Source organism: Novosphingobium sp. KCTC 2891, from assembly GCF_025938155.1.
GTDB lineage: Bacteria > Pseudomonadota > Alphaproteobacteria > Sphingomonadales > Sphingomonadaceae > Novosphingobium.
Genome location: NZ_JAPCZG010000012.1, coordinates 71,217 through 91,780 on the forward strand (window position 1 = coordinate 71,217; position 20,564 = coordinate 91,780).

The following is a 20,564-nucleotide window of genomic DNA, read 5'->3' on the forward strand; positions in this document are numbered from 1 at the left end:
GAGGACAGTTCGAATGGCGCAGTGGAATCTTGGTGACATTCTTGATGCGATCGAGCCTGCGCTTCCCGCAGACACCCCGGCTCTGATCCACGGCGCGCGCGTCATCACCTGGGCCGAAATGGGTGCGCGGTCGAACAATATCGCCCGGTCGCTCGCGGCCCATGGCCTCTCGCCGGGAGCCAAGGTGGCGTTCTACATGCGCAACCGCCCCGAATACGGCGAACTGATGGCGGCCTGCTTCAAAGGCCGGTTCACCCATGTGAACATCAACTATCGCTACCGCCCCGAGGAGGTGTTCTACATCTTCGACGATTCCGACAGCGAGGCCATTTTCTACAGCGCCGAATTCCGCGATTGCATCGTCGAACTGAAGGATCGGTTGGCAAAGGCCAAGATCTTCGTCGAAATCGGCGATGCGGCGGCCAAGGCACCGTTTGCGCTTGCCTACGAGGACCTGGCAGCAGCGGGGGATGGCTCGCCATTAGGGATCGAACGGTCACCGCACGACGAGTTGTTCATCTATACTGGCGGGACCACCGGCATGCCCAAAGGCGTAGTCTGGCGCCACACCGACATGCGCGAAGCGCAGCTCGATGCGCAGCGCCTGCTCGCGCCGGTGCCCGACAGCCTTGACGAGGCGGTCGCGATGATCCGCACCGACGGACCCGGGCGGATGACCTTGCCGGCCTGCCCGCTGATGCACGGAACCGGGTTCATCACCGCGATCGGCACCCTGGCTTCGGGCGGATGCCTTGTCACGCTGGACAACCCATCGCTCGACGCGGTCGAGCTGTGGGATGCGGTCGAGCGGAACAAGGTGCAATCGATCGCGATTGTTGGCGATGCCTTCGCCAAGCCGATGCTCAAGGTGCTCGACGAAAACCCCGGCCGGTTCGACATGTCCAGCCTGATCACCATCGTTTCATCGGGCGTGATGTGGAGCAAGGAAGTCAAGCAGGGGCTGATCGGGCACATTCCGCAGGTGGCCTTGATGGACAGCTTCGGGGCTTCCGAAGGGCTGGGTTTCGGCCGCTCGGTGACCACGGCTGCGGGGACTACGGAAACCGCCAAGTTCACCATCGGCAGCATGTGCGACGTGTTCGACGAGAACGACCAGCTGGTGCTTCCGGGCAGCGGCACACCGGGGTTCATCGCGCTCAAGGGACCGATCCCGCTCGAATATTACAAGGATCCTGAAAAATCGGCGCGAACTTTCAAGACCATCGGCGGTGTCCGCTATTCGATTCCCGGAGACTGGTGCACGGTCGAGCCCGATGGCAGCCTGACCCTGCTCGGCCGGGGCAGCGTCTGCATCAACACCGCGGGCGAAAAGGTCTATCCCGAAGAGGTCGAGGAAGCGCTCAAGACCCATCCGGCGATCGAGGATGCGCTTGTCGTGGGGGTGCCCGATGACAAGTGGGGCCAGGCGGTGACTGCGGTGGTTCACCTCGCAGCGGGCGAAACGCTCAATGAAACGGAGGTGAAGAAACACGTCCGCAGCAAGCTGGCGGGCTACAAGACCCCCAAGGCCGTTTTCGCAACCGCGATGGCGCTGCGCGCGCCCAATGGCAAGGCGGACTACAAGGGTGCTGCGCAAATCGCTGCCAAGCTGAGCGACGCGCGATGAGCACACCTGAACCTGACTGCGATGCGCTGATAATCGGCGCGGGCTTCAGCGGCATCTATCTGCTCCATCGGCTGCGTGAGGCGGGGTTTCGCGCAAAGCTGATCGACGCCGCCGCGGAGCCAGGCGGGATCTGGTACTGGAACTGTTATCCCGGTGCCCGGGTCGATTCGCACGTTCCGATCTACGAATTCTCGCTGCCCGAGCTGTGGCAGGACTGGACCTGGAGCGAACGGTTCCCCGGCGGCGGTGAGTTGCGACGATATTTCCGCTATGTTTGCGACAAGCTGGAGCTCTGGGCCGACATGGCCATGGGGACGCGGGTGTCCGGTGCCCGCTTCGATGGCGACAACAATGTCTGGCGTGTCGATACGCCGCAAGGCGAGCAGATCAGCGCGCGGTTCTTGCTACCGTGCGCTGGCTTCGCCGCCAAATCCTATACTCCTGACATTGTCGGCCTTGAGTCTTTTGCAGGCGAACGGCACCATACCGCGCACTGGCCGCAGGGCGGACTTTCGTTCGCCGGAAAGCGGGTGGCAATTATCGGAACCGGGGCAAGCGGTGTCCAGGTGGCGCAGGAAGCCGCGCGCGACGCCGCGCAGCTGACCTTGTTCCAGCGCACCCCGATCCTGGCTCTGCCGATGCAGCAGCAGCCACTGAGCCTTGAGCAGCAAGCGCAGGAAAAGGCTGCCTATCGCGCGATCTTTGCCAAACGGCAGACCTCGAACGGCGGCTTCGACGCCGATCGAATGGAAATCAGCGCGCTCGACGTCGATGCAGTCGAACGTACCGCAACTTTCGAACGTCTATGGCGAGCCGGCGGCCTGCGGTTCTGGTACAACAATTTCTCCGACCTGCTGACCGATGAACGGGCCAACCGCTTCGCCTACGATTTCTGGCGCGACAGGGTCCGCGCGCGGATTGCCGATCCCTCGCTTCACGAGGCATTGGCGCCGATGGAACCGCCGCATCCCTTCGGTACGAAACGTCCATCGCTCGAACAGAACTACTACGAGATATTCGCGCAGGGCAATGTGTCGCTGGTCGATCTCAAGCACGATCCGATCGTGCGCGTGGTCACCTCAGGAATCGAGACCGCGAGCGCCCTGATCGAATGCGACATTATTGTGTTCGCTACAGGCTTCGATGCCGGTAGCGGCGGACTGATCGACATGAAGCTTCGCGGCACCGAAGGCTTTGACCTGGGCGAGGCGTGGAAGGACGGGGTGCGCGCCTATCTAGGCTATTCGGTTACCGGCTTCCCCAACATGCTTTTTCACTACGGCCCGCTGAGCCCGTCCGGATTTTCGAACGGTCCGACTGCTGCCGAGCTGCAGGGTGACTGGACAACGGATTTCCTCCTTCACCTGAGGAACGAGGGGTTCACGCGGTTTGAGCCCGACCCGGCGGCGGAATGCGAATGGACCGAAATGGTCGAACAGATCGGCGCGATGACGCTCTTTCCCAAAGCCAGGTCCTGGTACATGGGTGACAATATCCCGGGCAAGAAGCGCCAGCTCATCAACTTCCCGAGTGTGTCAACCTATGCCCAGATCTGCGCGGACGTCACCGCGAATGGCTATCGGGGCTTCACGCTGGGGTCGTGAATTTTATCGGAGATTACCTTGTCGAGTGACATAACGAACGGCCTTGGCGATATCGATCCAGAGTGGGCGCCGAACCCTGAAGAATTGCCCCGATGGTTTGTCGATGCCCTTGCCGTTCCCCGCGATGAAGGCTTCGTCGAGGTCGATGGCACCAGGATCCACTATTTCCGGTGGGGCCGCCGCGGAGCGCCACCGGTGTTGATGACCCATGGCTTCCTCGCCCACGCCCGCTGTTTCGCATTCATCGCGCCATTCCTCGCAAAGGATTACGACGTTGTGGCCTACGACCTGTCTGCGATGGGCGACAGCGCGGTGCGCGAAAATTGCGACTTAGCGGCGAGAGGCCGCGAAATGATCGGGGTGGCGCGGGCGCTGGGTCTGTTCGACGGCGCCCCGAAACCAGCGATCGTCGCGCACAGCTTCGGTGCCAGCGTCGCGCTGGAAGCGCTCGAACAATTGCCCGGAGGCTTTGCCGGTGCAGCCATTTGCGACATGATGACCCTGCGCCCCGCCATGCTTGAAGCATTCTGGGCGGGCGGCCACACCAGCCCGGGTTCAGGCAATCCCGACAAGCCGCTCCGCATCTACCCGGACTTTGCGACTGCGCGCGGCCGTTACAAGCTATCGCCGCCGCAGCAAGTCGGGGAACCGTTCCTGTTCGACTATATGGCCTATCATTCGTTGCGAAGGGTCGAAGGCGGTTGGAGTTGGAAGTTCTCACCCGCAGTTTTCAAGCGCGACAATGCGCGCACCGATTGGCTTACAATCGGCACGAAACTTGTGGCGGCGCCAGGCCGCAAGGCGATCATCCATGGCGAGGAAAGCTTGCTGTTCACACGTGACTCGAGGGATTTCGTGCACGATCTTGGCGGAAAAGACATCCAGATAATCGCTGTTCCGGGAGCACGCCATCACCTGATGCTCGATCAGCCGCTGGCTTTTGTGACCGCCGTGCGCGCTTTGCTGGCTCAATGGCATGAGGCCGCTTCGGACTGAGGTGAGGAGGCTTCGGAATCACCCAAGTTCCAAGACTGTTGATCATGCGATGGTCAGGCCTCAACCGACAATTTCAACAACGGGACCATAACCAGCATTGTCGGGTATGACGAGGACGCGCTGGCCGTTCCGTTCTTCAAGCCGGGGAAGCACGGTAACGAGTGGCCGCTCTTCGGCGCGACGCAGACAGTCCGACGCATCGCTTGCTTCGGAAAGCAACTGCACATTCATCCGGGTCGGGAAAATGACCGTTCGTTCGCCGCTTCCGGCTAGGCGCAAAACATCCCTTGGAGCTATCCATTCGGCATCGACGGTTTCATGACCGTCGCAAGCGGCGACTTGATTGGCGGGGGCATGGACGACGTAGAAAAAGGTGTCGAAGCGCTTTGGCATGATTGGCGGCGTGATCCAGCGCGCAAATACCCTCAATGCATCAAGCCGCAATTGTACACCAAGGTCGCGCACAACGTCGAGGAAGGCCAGATCTCCCCGATCTACGGCGCTGCGCACCGCTGGTTCACAGCTGTGCTCGAAAAGCCTGCCGTCACGGTGGTGGGCAAGGAGAATTCCCGCCTCTTCGAATACTTCGCGAATCGCGGCGATCCGAAGTTTCCGCTGCACCTCGTCGAATTGGGGCCACCCAGTACAGTGTTCGGCCCAGGCAGGATCTGCATCCCGGTCGTGCAGTTTGCCGCCAGGAAAGACGAGCGCGCCTGAGGCAAAATCTATCTGCTGGTGCCGCTTGACCATCAGCACCTGAAACTCAGGCTCATCGCGTAGAAGCAGAATGGTGGCTGCCAGTTTGGGCTCGAGTGCTGACTCTTCGTGGTGCATCATGCTCTTCCTTCTACTGTCGTGCCGACCGATCGGGAGCAGGCCAAAAAGCCCGGCCGGCCGCCGAGCTCGAACCGAATCCCCTGATGGCGTCGAGCAAGTCAGCTTTCCCGGGCCCAATCGGAATTTCCACTCCGCTATAGAGGCGCAGAATGATCTTGAATTGCTTGGGCGAGGACATGGTCAGGATCCTACTTCGGCTTCTCCAGGAAAGGCAACCCGGGCAACTATTCGGCGGCGATCAATCGCAGCGCCATCGCTTGTGAAATCACCCTTCGGACTCCCTCAGGGGACCAGGACAGCCCGCCGCGCGGCGTCGGCTCGCGTAGGTCGCGCGACAGCCAGGACGCAATATCGCGGAGCGAACTACCTGGGTGAGTCTTGAGCCGATCAGCCACGAGGCGGGCTGCTCTGGTATCTGCGGGCGGCCGAGGTGCGACTTTAAGGATCGCTGGCTCGGCATAGCCTTCCCGAACCAAGGTCCGGCATGCCTTAACAAGTGTGCGTTCACTGAACGACCGCACTGGTGTGGTGCGCCAAAGTTGACGTCACCGCCGGCCAACCTTGTGGCCTGCCATGTGCCAAAATTGCTGACATTGCGACACACGCATTTACACGCTCCCGATTTGAATTACCTTCCCGGCGATGTCCGCGATCCCTTCCTGGCGTGTCGGTTTCGAATTGGAGGTCATCCTCGGCGACTTGGGCGATCCCCGTTTCGAGCGAGAGCTCCGCGAGGGTGAACCCATGGACGAAGCTTCGCCGGCCTTCTGCCGAGTCTTCGCATCAAAATTGCGCGAGCGTACGGGGCGGACTTGGTCGGCCCCATCCAAAGCCCCGCAGCGACCTGGCTTCTACGTTGTCCCGGAATATGGGTTGGACCCACTAAATTGGCCGGAAGGCCGCCTTGCCGGCGTGGAACTGCTGACCCCTCCGCTGCCTCTTGAGGAGGCGGAGACGATCAGAACCGAGCACTGCGAGGTAATTTATGAGATCGACGGCGATTTCAATTTCTTCGCCAGTGAGCATACCGATGGCTGCGGTTGGCACATCAACATCGATGCCGGCGATGGTTTCCGGCTCGATCCGGACCGCTTTATCCTCGGAGTCGATGAGCTACTGCTGCTCGCGAATAACGATCGGCTGTTCAGCCGCTACACTGGCCTGCAACGCCATGCCGTAGGCGTTCCGCTGCTGCGACATTTGGCGCAAGATCCGAAAGGCAAGTTCCTACTCGGGACGGCCCTCAGAAATCTGCTCGATGCGACTGCCGGACGCGACAAGGGTTACGCCGCCAATTTTGCCAAACTGCTCAAGGGCTATGTCGAGCTGCGTCATTTCAGCGCGGAATCGTTCTTCAACGGCCCCCATCTCATCGAGCAACTCGAACGAATTCCCGCAGCCTTCGAAGTCTGGCCCGCCCACAGCCATCCCTTCGAGCAGGCCTTTCGTCGCAAGTTTTTGTTGCTGTCCCGCTGGCTTGCCCGCACTCGAAACAAGCTCACATGGGACCTTACCCACGGCCTGGTGGCCGCCTCAGGTCGCGTCCATTTCGCCGGAGAGCCGCTCGGTCATTTAAAGGCCGACGGATTGCTCGAACTCAATCTCTACGGGCACGGCGAGTACGAGTATGTCGCCACCATCCGCAACATTGTCCTTTCCGATATTCCCGAAGCAATCGCCTTGCTCGCACTCGATCTTGCCGAATTGCACAATTTCGGCGTCCGGCAGCGTGCCAGCAGCAACAAAGCCTTTCAGCGGGCGATGCTTCAGCTGGCCGGACAACTGAGAAAGGTGCCTGGCCTTTCGAGTTCAGCGCAGCTGGAAGAATTGGCGAAAGCCGAGACGCTGCGACGGGCGATGCATCCGCAATTCTATACCAAGGCCGGGCCATAACGTGATGGCACTCACTGGTTCGCTGTGGGCCGCGCCACCAAGGGTGCCTCGCTGTCGCGCAAGCGTCCCAGCACCCGTGCCGCCGCATTATTGCCCACGGCCAGTTCGCGCGCGTAGCGGAGGGCAGTGGTGGGAGAAGACCAACGCAGCGCCAGGGCAATCCCCGCGCCATCCTCCCCGGCCGCAAACAGGTCCTGGGTCAGCCCGACCCGGAACGAATGGGCGCTCAGGGAGCGAACCGCGGCTCCCTCCATTCCGAGTTCGAGCTCGACGTGGCCGAGATCTACAGCCTCGAGCACCCGGCGACGCAGGATGGCGACCACCCCTTGGCGGGTCAGCGGCTTGGCACCGATGTAGTGCCGGACCACCTGCTGGCCCGCCGGATCTGGAGGACTGGTCAGCACATTGATACGCCGAAACACCGGGCCTTCGCTGAGGCCACTTGCCAGTAACCAGGCTGACACGCGTGCCATGGTATCGGGCGACAGCCAGGCCTTAGCCCCCTCCCCCAACTGGTCAGTCTTGGAATAGGCAATGTCCAATCGGCCGCTGCCGTCACCAACCTGCCGCAGATCCGCCACCGCCGCTGCGACGAGTTCAGAGACCCGCAAGCCAGCGTCGTAGGCAAGGCTGATCAATGCGGCGTCACGCAAACCGATGATGTCGGTGCCGCACGAGGCGAGCAGCGCCTTGACCGTCACTCCTTCGGGAGCCCCCTGCCCTTCGAGCATCTCTTCACCAAGCCGGAGCGGCGCAGCCTGCCGCTGGCGTTGCCGCTTGTCGCGACGGATGCCCTTCAGCGTGTCGCGCACCATACCGGCCTGGGTCGGCAGAGGCTCCTTTTCTCCGAAGCCCAGAATGCGGTGCACCCGGGCAATGCTGGCAATCCGGCGCGCCAGCGTGGCGGGCTTCGCGGGGCGCCGCGTGTCCGAACCCTTGGAAAGCCAGTGGAGGTAATGAACCAAGTTCTCCGGCTCGGCGGGCACAGCCCAGACGGCCGGTCGACGCCTTGCGCACCAGGCTAGGTAGCACTTGAGGTCGGCAGTGATCGCAGCCTTGGTCGCCGGCGCCATCGCCTTGACCGCCGCCTCGAGCCCAATCGCGCTGGCGCCGCATGCATCGACCAGCGGCGCGTATCGCTGCAGCACCAGCTCGACCGCGGACGGAAACGGCTGATCAGGTCCTGCGAGCATCGGTGTTTTCGGCGGGTTTCACCGGTTCTTTTTGGGCAAAATCGGTCCTGTCGGCAACACCGATTTTACCATAAGGTTCAATTATGGAAAGTCCGGGTATTTCGTGCCCGGAATGATGGGATACCAAACTGTATGTTTAGTGAACTCTCGGGTTGACCCGATTTGCCGCCCCGGCTAACCCGACCGAGGCAGCAAAAGGGGGGGCATTCGCTTGAGCAGCGCGATCGACGCCGGCCCCATCGCCTTCCGGATCGGCCAGATCGACGCTCTGGCCAGGTGTCTGCTCGCCTCTCCCACCACTTATCCCGCGGAAACGCGGACCGCGCTGGCGCTCCGCTGGCTCCGCCGCGCCTGGGAACAGTACCGCCAGGACCGCGCGATCACGCTCGGGCCCGCGTTGATCGGCGCGGAATGCGCCGCGGAGCGCAACGCCTTCCTCACCCTGCTCGAGCGCGCCCTGCCGCCTCGCGAAAAGCCGCTCACGCAGGCGATCCGCATGGTGCGCAAGATCGCCATCCGGCCGATGGTCAGCGAGGCCACCGAGACCCAGGCGATCGTCGTGGCGAGCATGGGGGATCTCGACGCGGTGCTCGAGGCGGTGGCCCAAGAGAAGCTGCCCGGCGATCCGCTCGAGCGACTGCTCGGCCTGGTAGACAGGTTTAGATACTCGAGCGGCGTTCAGGCAGACGCCCTGTCCGCCACCGCGCGAACCCCCTGCTGGGCGATCAACCTCGTCGCCACGGCGCTTGGGTCAGCGTTCCGGTTGAGCGAGAAACCCCTCCCCTTCCCCGGCATCGTCCAGCGCCGGCTGTTCCGCGCCGACCGCGACCGCGACGAACGGCGCACCGCCGCGCGGGAGAGTCTGCTCGATGCCCTCCACGACACCGCTTGCGAAATCGCCCGCATGCCCCGCGCCGCCGAAATCTTCGCGCGCGAATTTCCGAACCAGCGGTCGAACTCACGGCTTTCGCTCGCCTGGATGCTGCTGTTCGCATTTGGCGCCCTCACCCCGGCCCAGCTCGCCCGCGCGCTCCCCGCGACCAAAGCCGGAGCCGCCAAGCTACTTCGACAACTCGAAGCCAGGCATCTCGCGAACCATCAAGGGCCGTTCGCAACCTTTGCATGCGCGATTACGATACCCATGGCCTTGCCTGACTGGCGCTACCAAACAGATCGCTAGGCTGCCAGGCTGTTGTCGCGGGACGAGGAAACCGATCGAGGCGCGCGAATAACGCCGCCAGTTCCCTCTCCCTGTCCCGGCGCTGCTGCACCGCGCCGTATGCGGCGAACAGTGCAAAGATATCGCAAGTCCATGCGGATTTGGGTTTGGAAGGCCTGCAGGTCCGCAGCCGCAATGCGCCTCGAACCGGTGGTTTGGTTCCGCCACCAGGTAGCGGCCGCTCTGGCAGCTTGGCCGCGATCATGCGCTCAAATCGACGCGCGCTGTAGGAACGCGAGCTGTGCGCCAGGGCCAGCATCGCGATCCGATCACTCGCAAAATGGTATTGATTGACTGCAAACCGGGCCTGATAGGCCGGGTATGGCGGGACGAGCCCCTCCCAATTACCGGGTGCGATCAGGTAATCAAGGACGGCGTTGTTTTGCGCACGCGCGTGCGCATTCGGCCTGATTTTCAATAGAATCTTACGAGATCGTATGGCCGCATACGCCAAAAATGCCTGAAGCGGCCGTCCCCTGGAGTCTGGCGGAATGGTCCGCATGTCGCTGAGCGGCAACCCGTGCCTCCTGCATCGCCAGCTCGCCCGCAAAATCCATTCCCGGCGCACGATCAAAGGTTCACCTGCCCGCTGCGCCTCGTACCAACATTGCGCGCAGACGTAACGGCGATGCGGACCTGGCAGGAGCGCACCCGCCTCGCACCGGACAAACATCGCCATGATCTGCTCGGGATCAACCTCGACCGCCCAGGCAAGCCGCTTCACCATCGCTTCGCAGGCGGAATGCCGTGCCGGATCGAGACCGCCCTGCCCCCGCGCCAAATCCAGGCCCGCCAAAACCGGATCGATCTGCAGATGGCGGAAAAGCTGTGACCGGCTCACCTGGTGCGCGACGGTCAAACGGTTCAACCACGAGTCGAACGCTTCATGTCGGCGCGGCTTTATCGGGAACGCCAGCGTCTCGGGCTCGAGGTTTGGCGACCATTTGCGAGCCATCAAGCCAGAGCCGGGAGCATCGCCGCTGCGGCGCGCAGATCATCAAACTCGACCCGCTGGCGACCATCGTCTTTCGCAATCTTGCCACCCCAGTGCAGGAGGCGTTTGAAATTCCCGGTTACGCCACGGCTGTGCCGCCAGATAAACTCGGCCGTATCAGGCTCAGAAAATCGATCCGGTTCAAGCATATGCATACCGCGAGCGAGGGCCAGAATCAGCTGCTGGGATGGCTCTCCTGGTGGCCAGAGCTTCAGTTTCAGGATGATGGAACGATAGGCAAGTTCAACATCCTCGGCAAAAATATCCGCTGCGACATCAAGGCCTGCAACCACCATCGGCACATTGCCCTCGCTCATCAGGAACCGAAAGGCATCGAGCGTATCGCGTCGCGCCTTGCCGCCAGCGGTGAGGATCGCGTGAACGTTGTCGACCGCCACCAACCTGGTGCGCTGCCGACCGAGCAATTCGACAACTTTCAGATCGGCGATGCGATGGATGCTGGTGGTGATCGGCCAGCCCTGCTTCCAGAGCAGCGTCAAATTGATCTTCAGCGAGGTTGGGCTTGCGGGGATCACTGTCCGCAGCATCGGCGTATACCTTGCATCGTTCCAGCCAGAAGGTTGGGGGAAATCGAGGTCAATGCGCCGTTTCGCCTCCCGCAAAATCGAGGTTTTCCCCATACCTGATTGGCCAACGAGGATGATGACGGGCGGCCGCTCATCCGGTTCATCATGCGCGACCCCAACCAGCGTATTGACCGCCTGCCGCGCCTCTTTGAAGTCAATCCAGAACGGCAATTTCGGCTGTGCAGGTTCTAATCCCTCCATTGGAGCCACCCTTCATCATGGAGGTCAGCCACCGACACCCAGTTGGATTCTGGTGAAACCTCGGATTCTGCCGGCTGTCTGGCATGCGAAATGCCTTCGCGTTCTTGCCGCTTGCGTTCCTCTCGCAATCGCCGTGTCCGGCCCTTGGCATTGAGGACTTCCTGCCGATTGGCATGCACTAACCGGGCAATTTCTGCTTGCCCGCCAGCAAGTTGATACGCCGTTCCTGCCTGGCGCCGGGCAGCGACAACGACATCCCATTCGGGCTTTGTCACGTTGGGATAGGATCCCACCACCCCTGCCGCGAGGAGCACGCCATCGATCTCGGGGTAGACCGCCTGAATGGTCCTTTCGTCATAATGAATCATGATCTTGAGACCCAGGCGCCGTGCAAAGCTTTCATGCCAATACCGGATGTGATCGATCTTCACGCCGCCCGATTGCACCGTCCGCTCCACCCACGGCAAAAATCGGCGCGTCAGCTGCTCGACGTCGACGCCGGGGGGCATCAGCGGTCCGTGGCTCTGGGCGCCCATGGCCCACATTTGCGCAGGTGCAATTTGGCCCAGGCCGTCATGCGGCGTGTGGTGATAGCGGCAAATCTCCCGAAGGAACCACCGCTCGAACTCATCAAGCGTCATCGCGGCTTCCGCTTCCGAATCGTACCCGTCTCGCGCCGTGACAGTGCCTCCGGTCGCCCCCGGCAACAGCCGCATTTTCCGGACCATGGTGCCGATCAATCGTTCGATGTGCGTGCCAAAGTGTGCGGGGCCACGCGGCCGCACGTCGGGATCAATTCCATAAGTCTGGCACGCGCTTCGAAATACTTCCGCGCGATGGGCGCCGGCGTGATCGGCATGTAACTTCTTGAAAAAGCCATGCATCGGATAGTCGATGTCGAGACCCAGGCTGTCGAGAAGCGGTTGCTTCGGTAGCAAGGCATTGGCGATGGCCCGACCGCAGCGAAAAATCGAGGGTGCCCCAAAACTCACGTAGAAGCCCAGAATGCAGCGGCTCCAAACGTCGATGAGCAAAGTCACCCACGGTCGGCCCAGAGCGACACGGTGCACGCTGTCGACGAGCATGACGTCGGCCGGCGTGTGATCCATTTGCACGACATCGAGCAGGCCATCGCTCTTATATTCGCCCGGATGCGCCTCGTGAGCGGTCCGTCGCTTCGAACCCATGAAGCGCGCCTTCTGCGGCTCGCTTATTTCGTTGATCATCCGCTCGATCGTCCGAAAGCTCGGCACGATCCCCGGATCGAAGCCATAGTCGCCATCGTCCGCAATCAGCAAATAGCGAACCTGCTGAGCCGCCTCCCGAACGCTGAGCGGCACCTTTGTCAGGACAAGTTCCTCAAACAGGCCGTCGATCGCCTCGAGGATCTCCGTTGGCGCATGACGACTTCCCGGCTTTGGACCTCGCGGCCGTGAGGCCAGGCTCTCGGCAATCGGCTTGTGGCGATAGCGCCGTGCCAACTCGCGGATCCGGCGTGGACCCAGGCCGGTTTCGCTGGAGATCGCGGACACGGCCGCAGCGGTCAGCGGTTCATCCAGCGGCACGGATTTTCGGAAGATTTGATAGAGGTCCACACCCCGCTTCAGCGCGGTTTCCGATAGCCTGGCTGTTCTTGGCGGCTTGCGTTCGATCATCGGGAGAATCCCGGCGTTTTCTGGCCACCCTTACTGTCGCCTATTTTGACCGAAGCAGATAGCACCATTTTTCATGTGACAAGCATTTCCGCGCTGAAGCAGTCATTATATCCAATTTATTCCACATTATGCGTCTAATGTCGTAAATTTTGTCGCGTCACACCGGGGCTTGAGGCCGCGGAATTGATGCGTAGCTGGTATAGTGAGGAACGGCGCGATCTGCTGTCTTGGGTGAGCCGGCGCGGCCCCCCTCCCCTCGCCCGCGCCGCGGGGCTTGCGCTCAAGGCCAAGGGTGCCTCCGAAAGCTTCACCAGCACCTTCGATGCCGCCGATCGCGCGCTCGAGCGGCTCGATGCCTTGCTTCCCGCCGCCGACCCGCTTGCCACGCTCGCTGAATGGATGCGCCAGTTGCGCGAGGACGAGACGCCGTTCCTCGAAGGCGGCAGCGAGTTCGTTGAAGTAGGAGGGCACGTATTCAGCCGCTTCGCCTCGCGTGGCGCGGCCTGGGCCGCCTCGCTCGCCGCCGCGATGCGCCCACAGTTGTTCGCTCTTGGGGCAGCTCCCCTCGCCCTCGCCGGGCTCGCGCCGCGCAGTCTGTTCCAGCAGGATCTCGAAAGCCCCCTGCCCTCTCTTTTGTCGACCGCCATCGGCAACGCCGCCATCGATGTGGCGTCAGATCTATTGGCGATGCGTCAAGCGCTCAACCGTCGCGACCTTGAGTTGCGTGCGCTGTATGCCTCTTCCCATGCCCGACAGGCTTGGCAACTCATCTCCGCTTTAGGGCCCCTCACCCGTGCCGAGCTCGCGCGTGCCCTCGACGTAACGCCGCGGACTGCTTCCCAGGCTGTGGTCGCGTTAGAGAACGCCAATCTTGTTCGTCTCCGCCCCGCTGACAAGGTCATTCTGGCGGCGAATGCCTGATCACTATTGCGGGAATCTTCGTCAATTCTACCTGACCTTGCGGTCGCGATCTTCCCCTTGATTGGTGGAATTCTGCCGTTTTCTGGGCCGCGGCACAATGTGCCGCGCTCTGTGCCTCGGTATGTGCTGCACGTTGTGTGGTCTATTGTGACGCGCCATGTGGGGCGCGGCACATCGCGCTGCCTGCATTGCGGCACCACGCGCGTGCGCTGGCGCCATCGCTGCCGACTTGTGACGCGCTTGCGCCTTGCACCGCGCTGCTATACGCGCTAGGGGCAGCACGTGCAGATGGTGCAGCGCTTGCAATTGTGTTTACCAATTGTGCCGCGCTTTGTGCCGCGCTGCCGCTACACAGGAGACATACCGTGCCAGTTATCACGATCGCCCAGAGCAAAGGCGGAGCAGGCAAGACGACTCTCGCGCTCGCGCTGGCATCGGAATTCGAGGCCTTGGGCGGTTCGGTCTACATGCTGGATGCAGACCGGCAGAACAGCCTGCTGAACTGGCATCGCGATCGACTGGCTTCGGGGAGGGGAGGGGACTCCAAAATTCAGGTCGAGGATGCCTCACAGTTGCGCGATGCGGACATCGGCGCCGCAATCACAAAAGCACGGGAACTGGCGCAACTCGTCATTGTGGACTCCGAAGGAACCTCCAACTTCAAGACGGCCTATGCCGCCATGGATTCCGATTTTGTTGTCATTCCGACGCGGTCCTCGCGCCTAGATCTGGAGCGCACTGTCGAAACCAGCGATATGCTGGAAAAAATGTGCCGCGGCGTGCCTTATCGGGTGCTGATCACGCAAACTGGCCAGGTCGCGCGGTCTAAGGCTGAATGGGAAATCGATAGTCAGATTTCCAAGGCTTTGCCCACATTTCCCGAGCAAATGCACAATCTTGACGCGTTCCGCGCCATGTCCAATTTCCGCATGACGCTCGCCGAAGTCGAGGCAAACAAGCTCGCGAAGACCGAGAAGGCGCGACACATCGCCCAAAGCGTGCTCGCCAACATTCTCGACGAAATCCAGAACAAGGAGGCCGTAAATGCCTGATCAGAACCCTGCCAGCAGCGCGATGGGCGATATCATCGGTTCAACGCGCCAGCGCCTCGAGCAGCCTGCGCCGCCTGCAAGCCCGGCAGACCGCCTTAAGAACCTTGTCGCAGCCACTACAGTGGCGAAGCCTGCACCGGCAGCATCGATTGCGCGCGATCCGGCTCCAGCGGCCCTGCCAGGCAATTATTTCCCGCAAGTCGCCGTCGACACAGCGATGGTCCCCAAGCGGAAGCCGCAGCGTGGCCCAACGCGCACACTCCACATCAGCATGCGGCTCTCGCCACCCGAACGCGACCGCCTCGTCCAATGGTGCGACGAACGCAATCTGAGCCTGCCCGACGGAATCGTGGCGCTCCTCAATCTGGCGGAAGGGGCAGGGGAGGGGGCCTAACCCTCAACCGGTCAGGGCAAGACGCTTAATGTGAGTGATTGGGGGGTCAGGCCCGTCCGCGTGCCTTGACGAAGCCCTTGCAGAAGCCTTCCCACGACTTGTAGAGCGCCTGTCCACTCAATGTCTCGAGCTTGGGGCCCATCTGCTTGCGATAGGCCTCAGCCACGAGGTCCTTATCCCAACCACCGCCAAAATCGCTCACGATGGTAAGGATGGTCTGATCGCCGCAGAAATGCAGGGAATCGGTCGGGAACAGTTTGCGCGCCGTGATCCTCGGCGCCGGCGCCGCAACGATCTGCTCGGCCGTCCCGTCGCGGCGGGCTTTGCGCCCCACCTTCGGTCGATCCAGTTCCTTGGCCGTTGCCTCCTGCTCCCCGGGCTCCTTGGGCGAAAAGGTCAGTTTGACAGCTACAACCGGGCGGCCACGTCCGGCCCCGCGAATTTCCTCCCACTCTACGATGAAGTCGGCGAGCTGGTCGATTTCGGCTTTCGATTTTGCCAGCACGTCTCGGCGGAATTCCGCGAAATTCTTGAAGCTACCTTCGGGCACGCCGAGCTTGCGACGCAGCTCCTCGACCGACATCTTCACCACCCGGTTCTGACGGTTGATGATCAGGCAGCCAAGGTCATAAAGGGTGAGGGAATAGCGCGATTGCAGCGCCAACATGACCCCGAGATTGACCCGTGCGTAATAGTCCGAACGCTGGATCACCCGCTTGAAATTGTCCGAAAACTCGAACTCGACGACGCTCATCCCGTCTTCTGAGATTTCCTCGACACAGCTCGCAAGCAGCGACTGCGACATGACCGCCGGCTTGCCTTTCTTCGACGTGGTCCTGATCCGGACAATCACGCGAAGCAGCTCATCCATGACTGGCTGGATTCGTTCATTTCCCTTGTGCGACCCGCGAAGTTCCTTCTTTGTGATCGTGAAGGTCTTGGTCTCACCCGCATCCGGTCCGGCCTTGCGCAACATCAGCGCGAAGGCTTTTCTCGCGGCAGCACTTAAGGACCCGGTTTCGAATTCAGATTCGACGAGTTCGCCAGGCTTGCTTACGAAGTCGAGGTCCTTGCGGCGAATCACTTCGGCCACACGCAAGGTGCGGCTCAGGCCCTCCAAACCTGGAGTAACCTCGATTTCACTGGGATTCGAATCGAGCTCCATGTGAGTTGCATAACATCACCTTGTCATAATGAGAACACACCCCCGTGAACTCACATAGACAAGCCCCCGATCGCTCACATGAAGGCCTGTCTGCACAAAAATGGGCAACATCGGGATAGCCCCCAAGGGCTCACATAAAGCTCTCTGGAAGGCCGCAGGATTCCGTCCTTGCGCGGAATTCCCCCGATCACTCATATAGTCATCGGGCAGGGTTACAGGGTGTTCGTCGCGGCGGAAAAGGCAGCTGTCACATTGCCCCCTCCGACTCACATATACGCCGCGCCATGTTATTGTTTTTGAGCGACATTTCGCGAGAACCCCGATTACTCACATAATTGATCTCGGATTGGCTGTCCCGGCAACCCGCGAACCCCCGATTCCTCAGGTAAACCCGATCCGCAGAGGCGTGGACTCCCCCCATTGCTCATCTAGACGCCTGGTTTAGATCCACCACGAACCAAATTGGCGATTCAGTCACTAGAATCAGAGCCTTCTGACCCGGTCTTGTTGTGAGATCGCCAAGTCCCCCGATTCCTCATGCAATCACCCGAGACCTCATAATGACGCCCCCGCGGCCTCATGCAGACGCCCCCACAGGCTCATATTAAAGCCCCCTTCGGCTCACATAGAAGGCAATTAAGTCTCTGTTTTTCGGTGCCTAAAGACGCCCGAATCATAGAATCCTGAATCTAAGAAACCTCCCAAGCTGCGCTTGGGCGTTTTGATAAATAGGATTCAATGACAAGAGAGAGGAGGGTGGTCTGGTTGGGCTTGCATGTCCATAGTTCAAAACAGACCATCACCCGCTCTCCGCGACCTGGTAGCCCGACTGAACGGTAGATGGTCCGGCGATGTTGCCATGTGTTGCTGCCCCGCGCATGCTGACCGAACCCCATCCCTCGCGATCCGTCAGGGTGACCGCAGTATCCTCGTCACATGCCATGCTGGGTGCGACAGTCGCGATGTCCTCAAAGCCCTTCGGCGCATCGTGGATCTGCCGAGCTTCACACCTCCAAGCATTTCTCCAAACCAGCAAACTAGCCATGGGGCTTATTTCGCTATCTGGCAGGCGGCGCGCGAGATCGAGGGAACCTTGGCCGAGCACTATGTCCGCGAAGTCCGCAACATCTGGGCACCGGTCGATGACCTGCGCTTTCATCCCCGGTGTCCACGAGGGCAGGGCAGCCTCGTCAGCTTCGAACCGGCACTGCTGGTCGCCATGCGCAAGGCCGGGGTGGTTGCCGCGATACAGCGGATATTCCTCGACCCATCGTCAGCAACCTACACCGACAAGCTGGTCCTGGGACAGGCTATTGGCGCGGCATGGACCAATGGCCCGCCAGCCAAGACCATCGGCATCTGCGAGGGCTTCGAGACTGCGGCTGCCTATACGTCGCTCACGGGTATCCAGGCCTGGGCGACCATGGGTGCCAAGCGCTTCCACCAGGTCGACATTCCGGCGTCAGTCGAAACCGTGATCCTGCTCGCGGACAACGATCTCGAAGGCCGACGCGCGCATGACCGCGCGCTTGATGCCTACCGCCGCGCGGGTCGCAGCATCGAGACCGAATGGCCGCCGGGCCGCATGAACGACTGGGCGCAGCTCCTGAAGCGGTGAGGGGAGGGGGGCTAGAGCGGGCGTGCCGCTGATCGGCACGAGCTCAGGAGTTCTCCGCATGACCACAACGATTCCGCGCGCCAGCGCCATTCTTTGCGCTGCGCGCACACTTGCCGCCAAGCTGCTCCTCGCTGTTCCGATCGACCGCGCCGCTCTGAGCGAAGCCATGACGGAGAGTGCAGGCGGCAATGACGCCGCAGGTGCCTGGCAGCAGCGCGACAGTTTCGAAGCGCTGGAAGTCGCGCTCTCCCTCGCCATTCCCGAGCTTGTCGGTCCCATGGACGTCGGTGCGGCGATCAGCACGCTCGAGGCACTCTCGCGCGAACTGCCAACCCACACAGTACGCAGCGAGGGCCAGGTCCAGTTCCAGCAGTTTTCGACGCCGCCGGCGCTGGCCCGTCTGGCAGTTCATCTGGCGCGGCTTTCGAGCGATGACGTGGTGCTTGAGCCGAGCGCAGGCACCGGGATCATCGCTTCGCTTGCCAAGGGCGCGGTCAAGGACCTGATCCTCAACGAACTCGAACCATCCCGTGCCGACCTGCTCGAGGCCGTGTTTCCGGGCACGAAAGTCTATCGCCACGACGGCGCGAAGCTCAGCGCGCTGCTCTCCGGGACTGAACGGCCCAGCGTCGTCCTGATGAACCCGCCGTTCTCGGTGTCGCAATCGCGCGGAGAGGATCGGAATACGGCCGCCCGGCACTTACGCTCCGCGCTCGACCATCTGCTGCCCGGTGGCCGGATCGTCGCGATCATGCCGGACTGGTTCTCGCCTTCGGCCAGGTCCGAAGAAACCTTCCGGCGCACCCTCGAAGGCGCGCGGGTCGTCCTCTCGCTCCGTCTGGACAAGGGCGGCTATGCCAAGCACGGCACCGGGATCGCCGTTCGCGTGCTGGTGATCGACAAGGTGCCTGGCGAGATCGGTGTATCGACCATGAATCGCGGCACGGTCGGCGAACTCTTTGCCGCGCTGCCAACCGTGCCACTCCGGGCGACATTGCGCGACCCGGCGCAGGCGGCAGCGCCCCGGCCCAAGCTCAGCCTCTTCCGCTCGGTGAAGACCGGCCCAGCCCGGCCCGTGATCGTGCGGGCGGCCCAGACAAACGACGTCCGCCCCGTCGCGTACGAAGTTCTGGCCGAACCTGCAGCCATGGGCGAGCAGCGCGGGGTCTATTCCGACTACCGGCCCTCGCGCGTCGTAATCGCGGAAGCAGGCGAACATCCCACCCACCTCGTCGAATCCGCCGCCATGGCCTCGATCGCGGCACCCAAACCCAACTACGTGCCAGCTCTGCCCGAACGCACCGTGACAGCGCGGCTGCTGTCCGCTGCCCAGCTCGAAACCGTGATTTATGCCGGTGAGGCCTGGAGCCGCGATCTCCATGGCCGTTTCAGCCATCCTGCCGGCGAAGTCGCGCTCAAGGAGGACCCCGAGGGCCAGCATTACCGCACCGGGTTCTTCCTTGGCGACGGGACCGGGGCAGGGAAGGGGAGGCAGGCGGCGGCCTGTATTCTCGACCAGTGGCTCAAGGGCAATCGCCGTCACATCTGGATTTCGAAGAATGCGCCGCTCCTTGAAGACGCGCAGCGCGATTGGACCGCGATCGGCGGATTGCCGTCGGATATTCTCGACCTTGCCCGCTGGAAGATCGGTGAGGAGATAACCTCGCCCGAAGGCATCCTCTTTGTCCCCTACGGCACGCTGCGCAGCTCGCGCGTCGAGGATACCCGGCTCGACCAGATTGTCCGTTGGGCCGGGGAGGACTTCGAAGGCGTGATCGTCTTCGACGAGGCCCACGAAATGGGCGGCGTTGCGGGCGGGGAGGGGGCGCTTGGCCAGAAGCAGGGCTCGCTCCAGGGCATTGCCGGGGTGCTGCTCCAGAACACTTTGCCCCGCGCCCGCGTGCTTTATGCCTCGGCGACCGGCGCTTCCGACGTCAACAACCTTGCCTATGCGGTCCGGCTTGGCCTGTGGGGACCGGGCACGGCTTTTGCGAACCGCGAGCAGTTCATCAGCGAGATCCGCGACGGCGGCATTGCCGCGATGGAACTCGTCGCCCGCGACCTCAAGGCCTCCGGGCTCTACCTCGCCCGGGCGCTCAGCTTTGCCGGGATCGAGTACGACATCCTGCGCCATGAGCTGACCTCTGAGCAGATCGCGGTCTACGATACCTATTGCGAGGCCTGGACGATCATTCACCAGAACCTTGAAGCGGCGCTCGAACTCACCGGGATTGTCGACGGGCTTGAGAACAAGACCCTCAACAGCGGCGCCAAGGCGGCGGCCCGCAGCCGGTTCGAGGGGACGAAGCAGCGCTTCTTTGCGCAAGTCCTGCTCTCGCTGAAGTTGCCCTCGATCTATCCCGCGATCGACGAGCATCTGGCCAACGACGAAAGTGTCGTCGTCCAACTGGTCAGTACCGCGGAATCGATTCTCAACCGGCGTCTCAATGAGCTCGAACCCGACGAGCGCGAAGAGCTGGAACTGGACCTTTCGCCTCGCGAGTACGTGTAATGTTGAGCTCAACATTACACATATTCTTTGCAGTCGCAGTTTATGTCGAGCGTGGCGGCGGGAGGCGCAGCTTTCCTTCGGTTTTCCATGATTTCA

General features: G+C 61.9%; 16 protein-coding genes and 1 pseudogene. 10 read left to right on the forward strand and 7 right to left on the reverse strand.

Annotated features, from left to right (window positions below):
• The first annotated feature begins 13 nt into the window (after positions 1-13).
• The 3 genes from OLX02_RS17665 to OLX02_RS17675 are packed head-to-tail and all read left to right on the forward strand — an operon-like array spanning position 14 to position 4,227.
• Positions 14-1,627, forward strand: coding sequence for an acyl-CoA synthetase (locus OLX02_RS17665; RefSeq protein ID WP_040110201.1), 1,614 nt, complete (start codon positions 14-16; stop codon positions 1,625-1,627).
• Positions 1,624-3,231 carry a flavin-containing monooxygenase gene (locus OLX02_RS17670; RefSeq protein ID WP_040110200.1) on the forward strand — a complete coding sequence of 536 codons (1,608 nt, stop codon included), beginning with the start codon at positions 1,624-1,626 and terminating at the stop codon, positions 3,229-3,231. The genes OLX02_RS17665 and OLX02_RS17670 overlap by 4 nt, the downstream gene beginning before the upstream one ends.
• Positions 3,232-3,249: 18 nt before the next feature.
• Positions 3,250-4,227 carry an alpha/beta fold hydrolase gene (locus OLX02_RS17675; RefSeq protein WP_231750251.1) on the forward strand — a complete coding sequence of 326 codons (978 nt, stop codon included), beginning with the start codon at positions 3,250-3,252 and terminating at the stop codon, positions 4,225-4,227.
• Positions 4,228-4,287: 60 nt separating this feature from the next.
• Here the strand turns inward: OLX02_RS17675 and OLX02_RS17680 are convergent, their stop codons facing one another.
• Complete coding sequence (locus OLX02_RS17680; protein WP_040110198.1) at positions 4,288-5,064, reverse strand: NUDIX hydrolase; 777 nt, start codon at positions 5,062-5,064, stop codon at positions 4,288-4,290.
• 224 nt (positions 5,065-5,288) lie between these two features.
• Positions 5,289-5,594 (reverse strand): annotated as a pseudogene (locus tag OLX02_RS17690) (recombinase family protein); the annotation flags it as partial.
• A gap of 214 nt (positions 5,595-5,808) precedes the next feature.
• On the opposite strand from OLX02_RS17690, the gene OLX02_RS17695 reads away from it, so the two are divergent.
• The gene (locus OLX02_RS17695; RefSeq protein ID WP_124810933.1) at positions 5,809-6,957 is read left to right on the forward strand and encodes a hypothetical protein; all 1,149 of its coding nucleotides are present in this window, start codon (positions 5,809-5,811) and stop codon (positions 6,955-6,957) included.
• Between the two features lie 11 nt (positions 6,958-6,968).
• Here the strand turns inward: OLX02_RS17695 and OLX02_RS17700 are convergent, their stop codons facing one another.
• On the reverse strand, positions 6,969-8,150 hold the full coding sequence (locus tag OLX02_RS17700; protein ID WP_124810934.1) for a tyrosine-type recombinase/integrase: 1,182 nt from the start codon (positions 8,148-8,150) through the stop codon (positions 6,969-6,971).
• A 211-nt stretch (positions 8,151-8,361) separates the two neighbouring features.
• Between OLX02_RS17700 and OLX02_RS17705 the strand changes: the two genes are divergently transcribed.
• On the forward strand, positions 8,362-9,330 hold the full coding sequence (locus OLX02_RS17705) for a hypothetical protein (protein WP_223806806.1): 969 nt from the start codon (positions 8,362-8,364) through the stop codon (positions 9,328-9,330).
• On the opposite strand, the gene OLX02_RS17710 is transcribed toward OLX02_RS17705, so the two are convergent.
• Genes OLX02_RS17710 through OLX02_RS17720 form a run of 3 tightly spaced genes read right to left on the reverse strand, consistent with a single transcriptional unit; the run spans position 9,281 to position 12,806 of the window.
• Entirely contained in the window at positions 9,281-10,324 is a 1,044-nt protein-coding gene (locus tag OLX02_RS17710; RefSeq protein ID WP_124810936.1) for a TniQ family protein, read from the reverse strand. The two genes, OLX02_RS17705 and OLX02_RS17710, sit on opposite strands and share 50 nt — an antisense overlap.
• Positions 10,324-11,151, reverse strand: coding sequence for a TniB family NTP-binding protein (locus OLX02_RS17715; RefSeq protein WP_124810937.1), 828 nt, complete (start codon positions 11,149-11,151; stop codon positions 10,324-10,326). The genes OLX02_RS17710 and OLX02_RS17715 overlap by 1 nt, the downstream gene beginning before the upstream one ends.
• Positions 11,139-12,806 (reverse strand): Mu transposase C-terminal domain-containing protein, encoded by a 1,668-nt coding sequence (locus tag OLX02_RS17720; RefSeq protein ID WP_264424947.1) that lies wholly within the window; start codon positions 12,804-12,806, stop codon positions 11,139-11,141. Before OLX02_RS17720 ends, OLX02_RS17715 begins: the two co-directional genes overlap by 13 nt.
• Positions 12,807-12,992: 186 nt before the next feature.
• Between OLX02_RS17720 and OLX02_RS17725 the strand changes: the two genes are divergently transcribed.
• From OLX02_RS17725 to OLX02_RS17735, 3 genes are all read left to right on the forward strand, one after another.
• Entirely contained in the window at positions 12,993-13,727 is a 735-nt protein-coding gene (locus OLX02_RS17725; RefSeq protein WP_264424950.1) for a MarR family transcriptional regulator, read from the forward strand.
• A gap of 365 nt (positions 13,728-14,092) precedes the next feature.
• Complete coding sequence (locus OLX02_RS17730; protein WP_264424952.1) at positions 14,093-14,779, forward strand: ParA family protein; 687 nt, start codon at positions 14,093-14,095, stop codon at positions 14,777-14,779.
• The gene (locus OLX02_RS17735) at positions 14,772-15,173 is read left to right on the forward strand and encodes a hypothetical protein (RefSeq protein ID WP_264424954.1); all 402 of its coding nucleotides are present in this window, start codon (positions 14,772-14,774) and stop codon (positions 15,171-15,173) included. The genes OLX02_RS17730 and OLX02_RS17735 overlap by 8 nt, the downstream gene beginning before the upstream one ends.
• 46 nt (positions 15,174-15,219) lie before the next feature.
• Here the strand turns inward: OLX02_RS17735 and OLX02_RS17740 are convergent, their stop codons facing one another.
• A complete protein-coding gene (locus OLX02_RS17740; RefSeq protein ID WP_264424956.1) occupies positions 15,220-16,338 on the reverse strand; it encodes a replication initiation protein in 1,119 nt (372 codons plus the stop codon).
• Between the two features lie 1,093 nt (positions 16,339-17,431).
• Between OLX02_RS17740 and OLX02_RS17745 the strand changes: the two genes are divergently transcribed.
• Both OLX02_RS17745 and OLX02_RS17750 read left to right on the forward strand, forming a co-directional pair.
• The gene (locus OLX02_RS17745) at positions 17,432-17,956 is read left to right on the forward strand and encodes a toprim domain-containing protein (protein WP_264424958.1); all 525 of its coding nucleotides are present in this window, start codon (positions 17,432-17,434) and stop codon (positions 17,954-17,956) included.
• Between the two features lie 58 nt (positions 17,957-18,014).
• Positions 18,015-20,468: a strawberry notch-like NTP hydrolase domain-containing protein gene (locus OLX02_RS17750; RefSeq protein ID WP_264424960.1), complete on the forward strand. Its 2,454-nt coding sequence runs from the start codon at positions 18,015-18,017 to the stop codon at positions 20,466-20,468.
• Positions 20,469-20,564 lie beyond the last annotated feature (96 nt).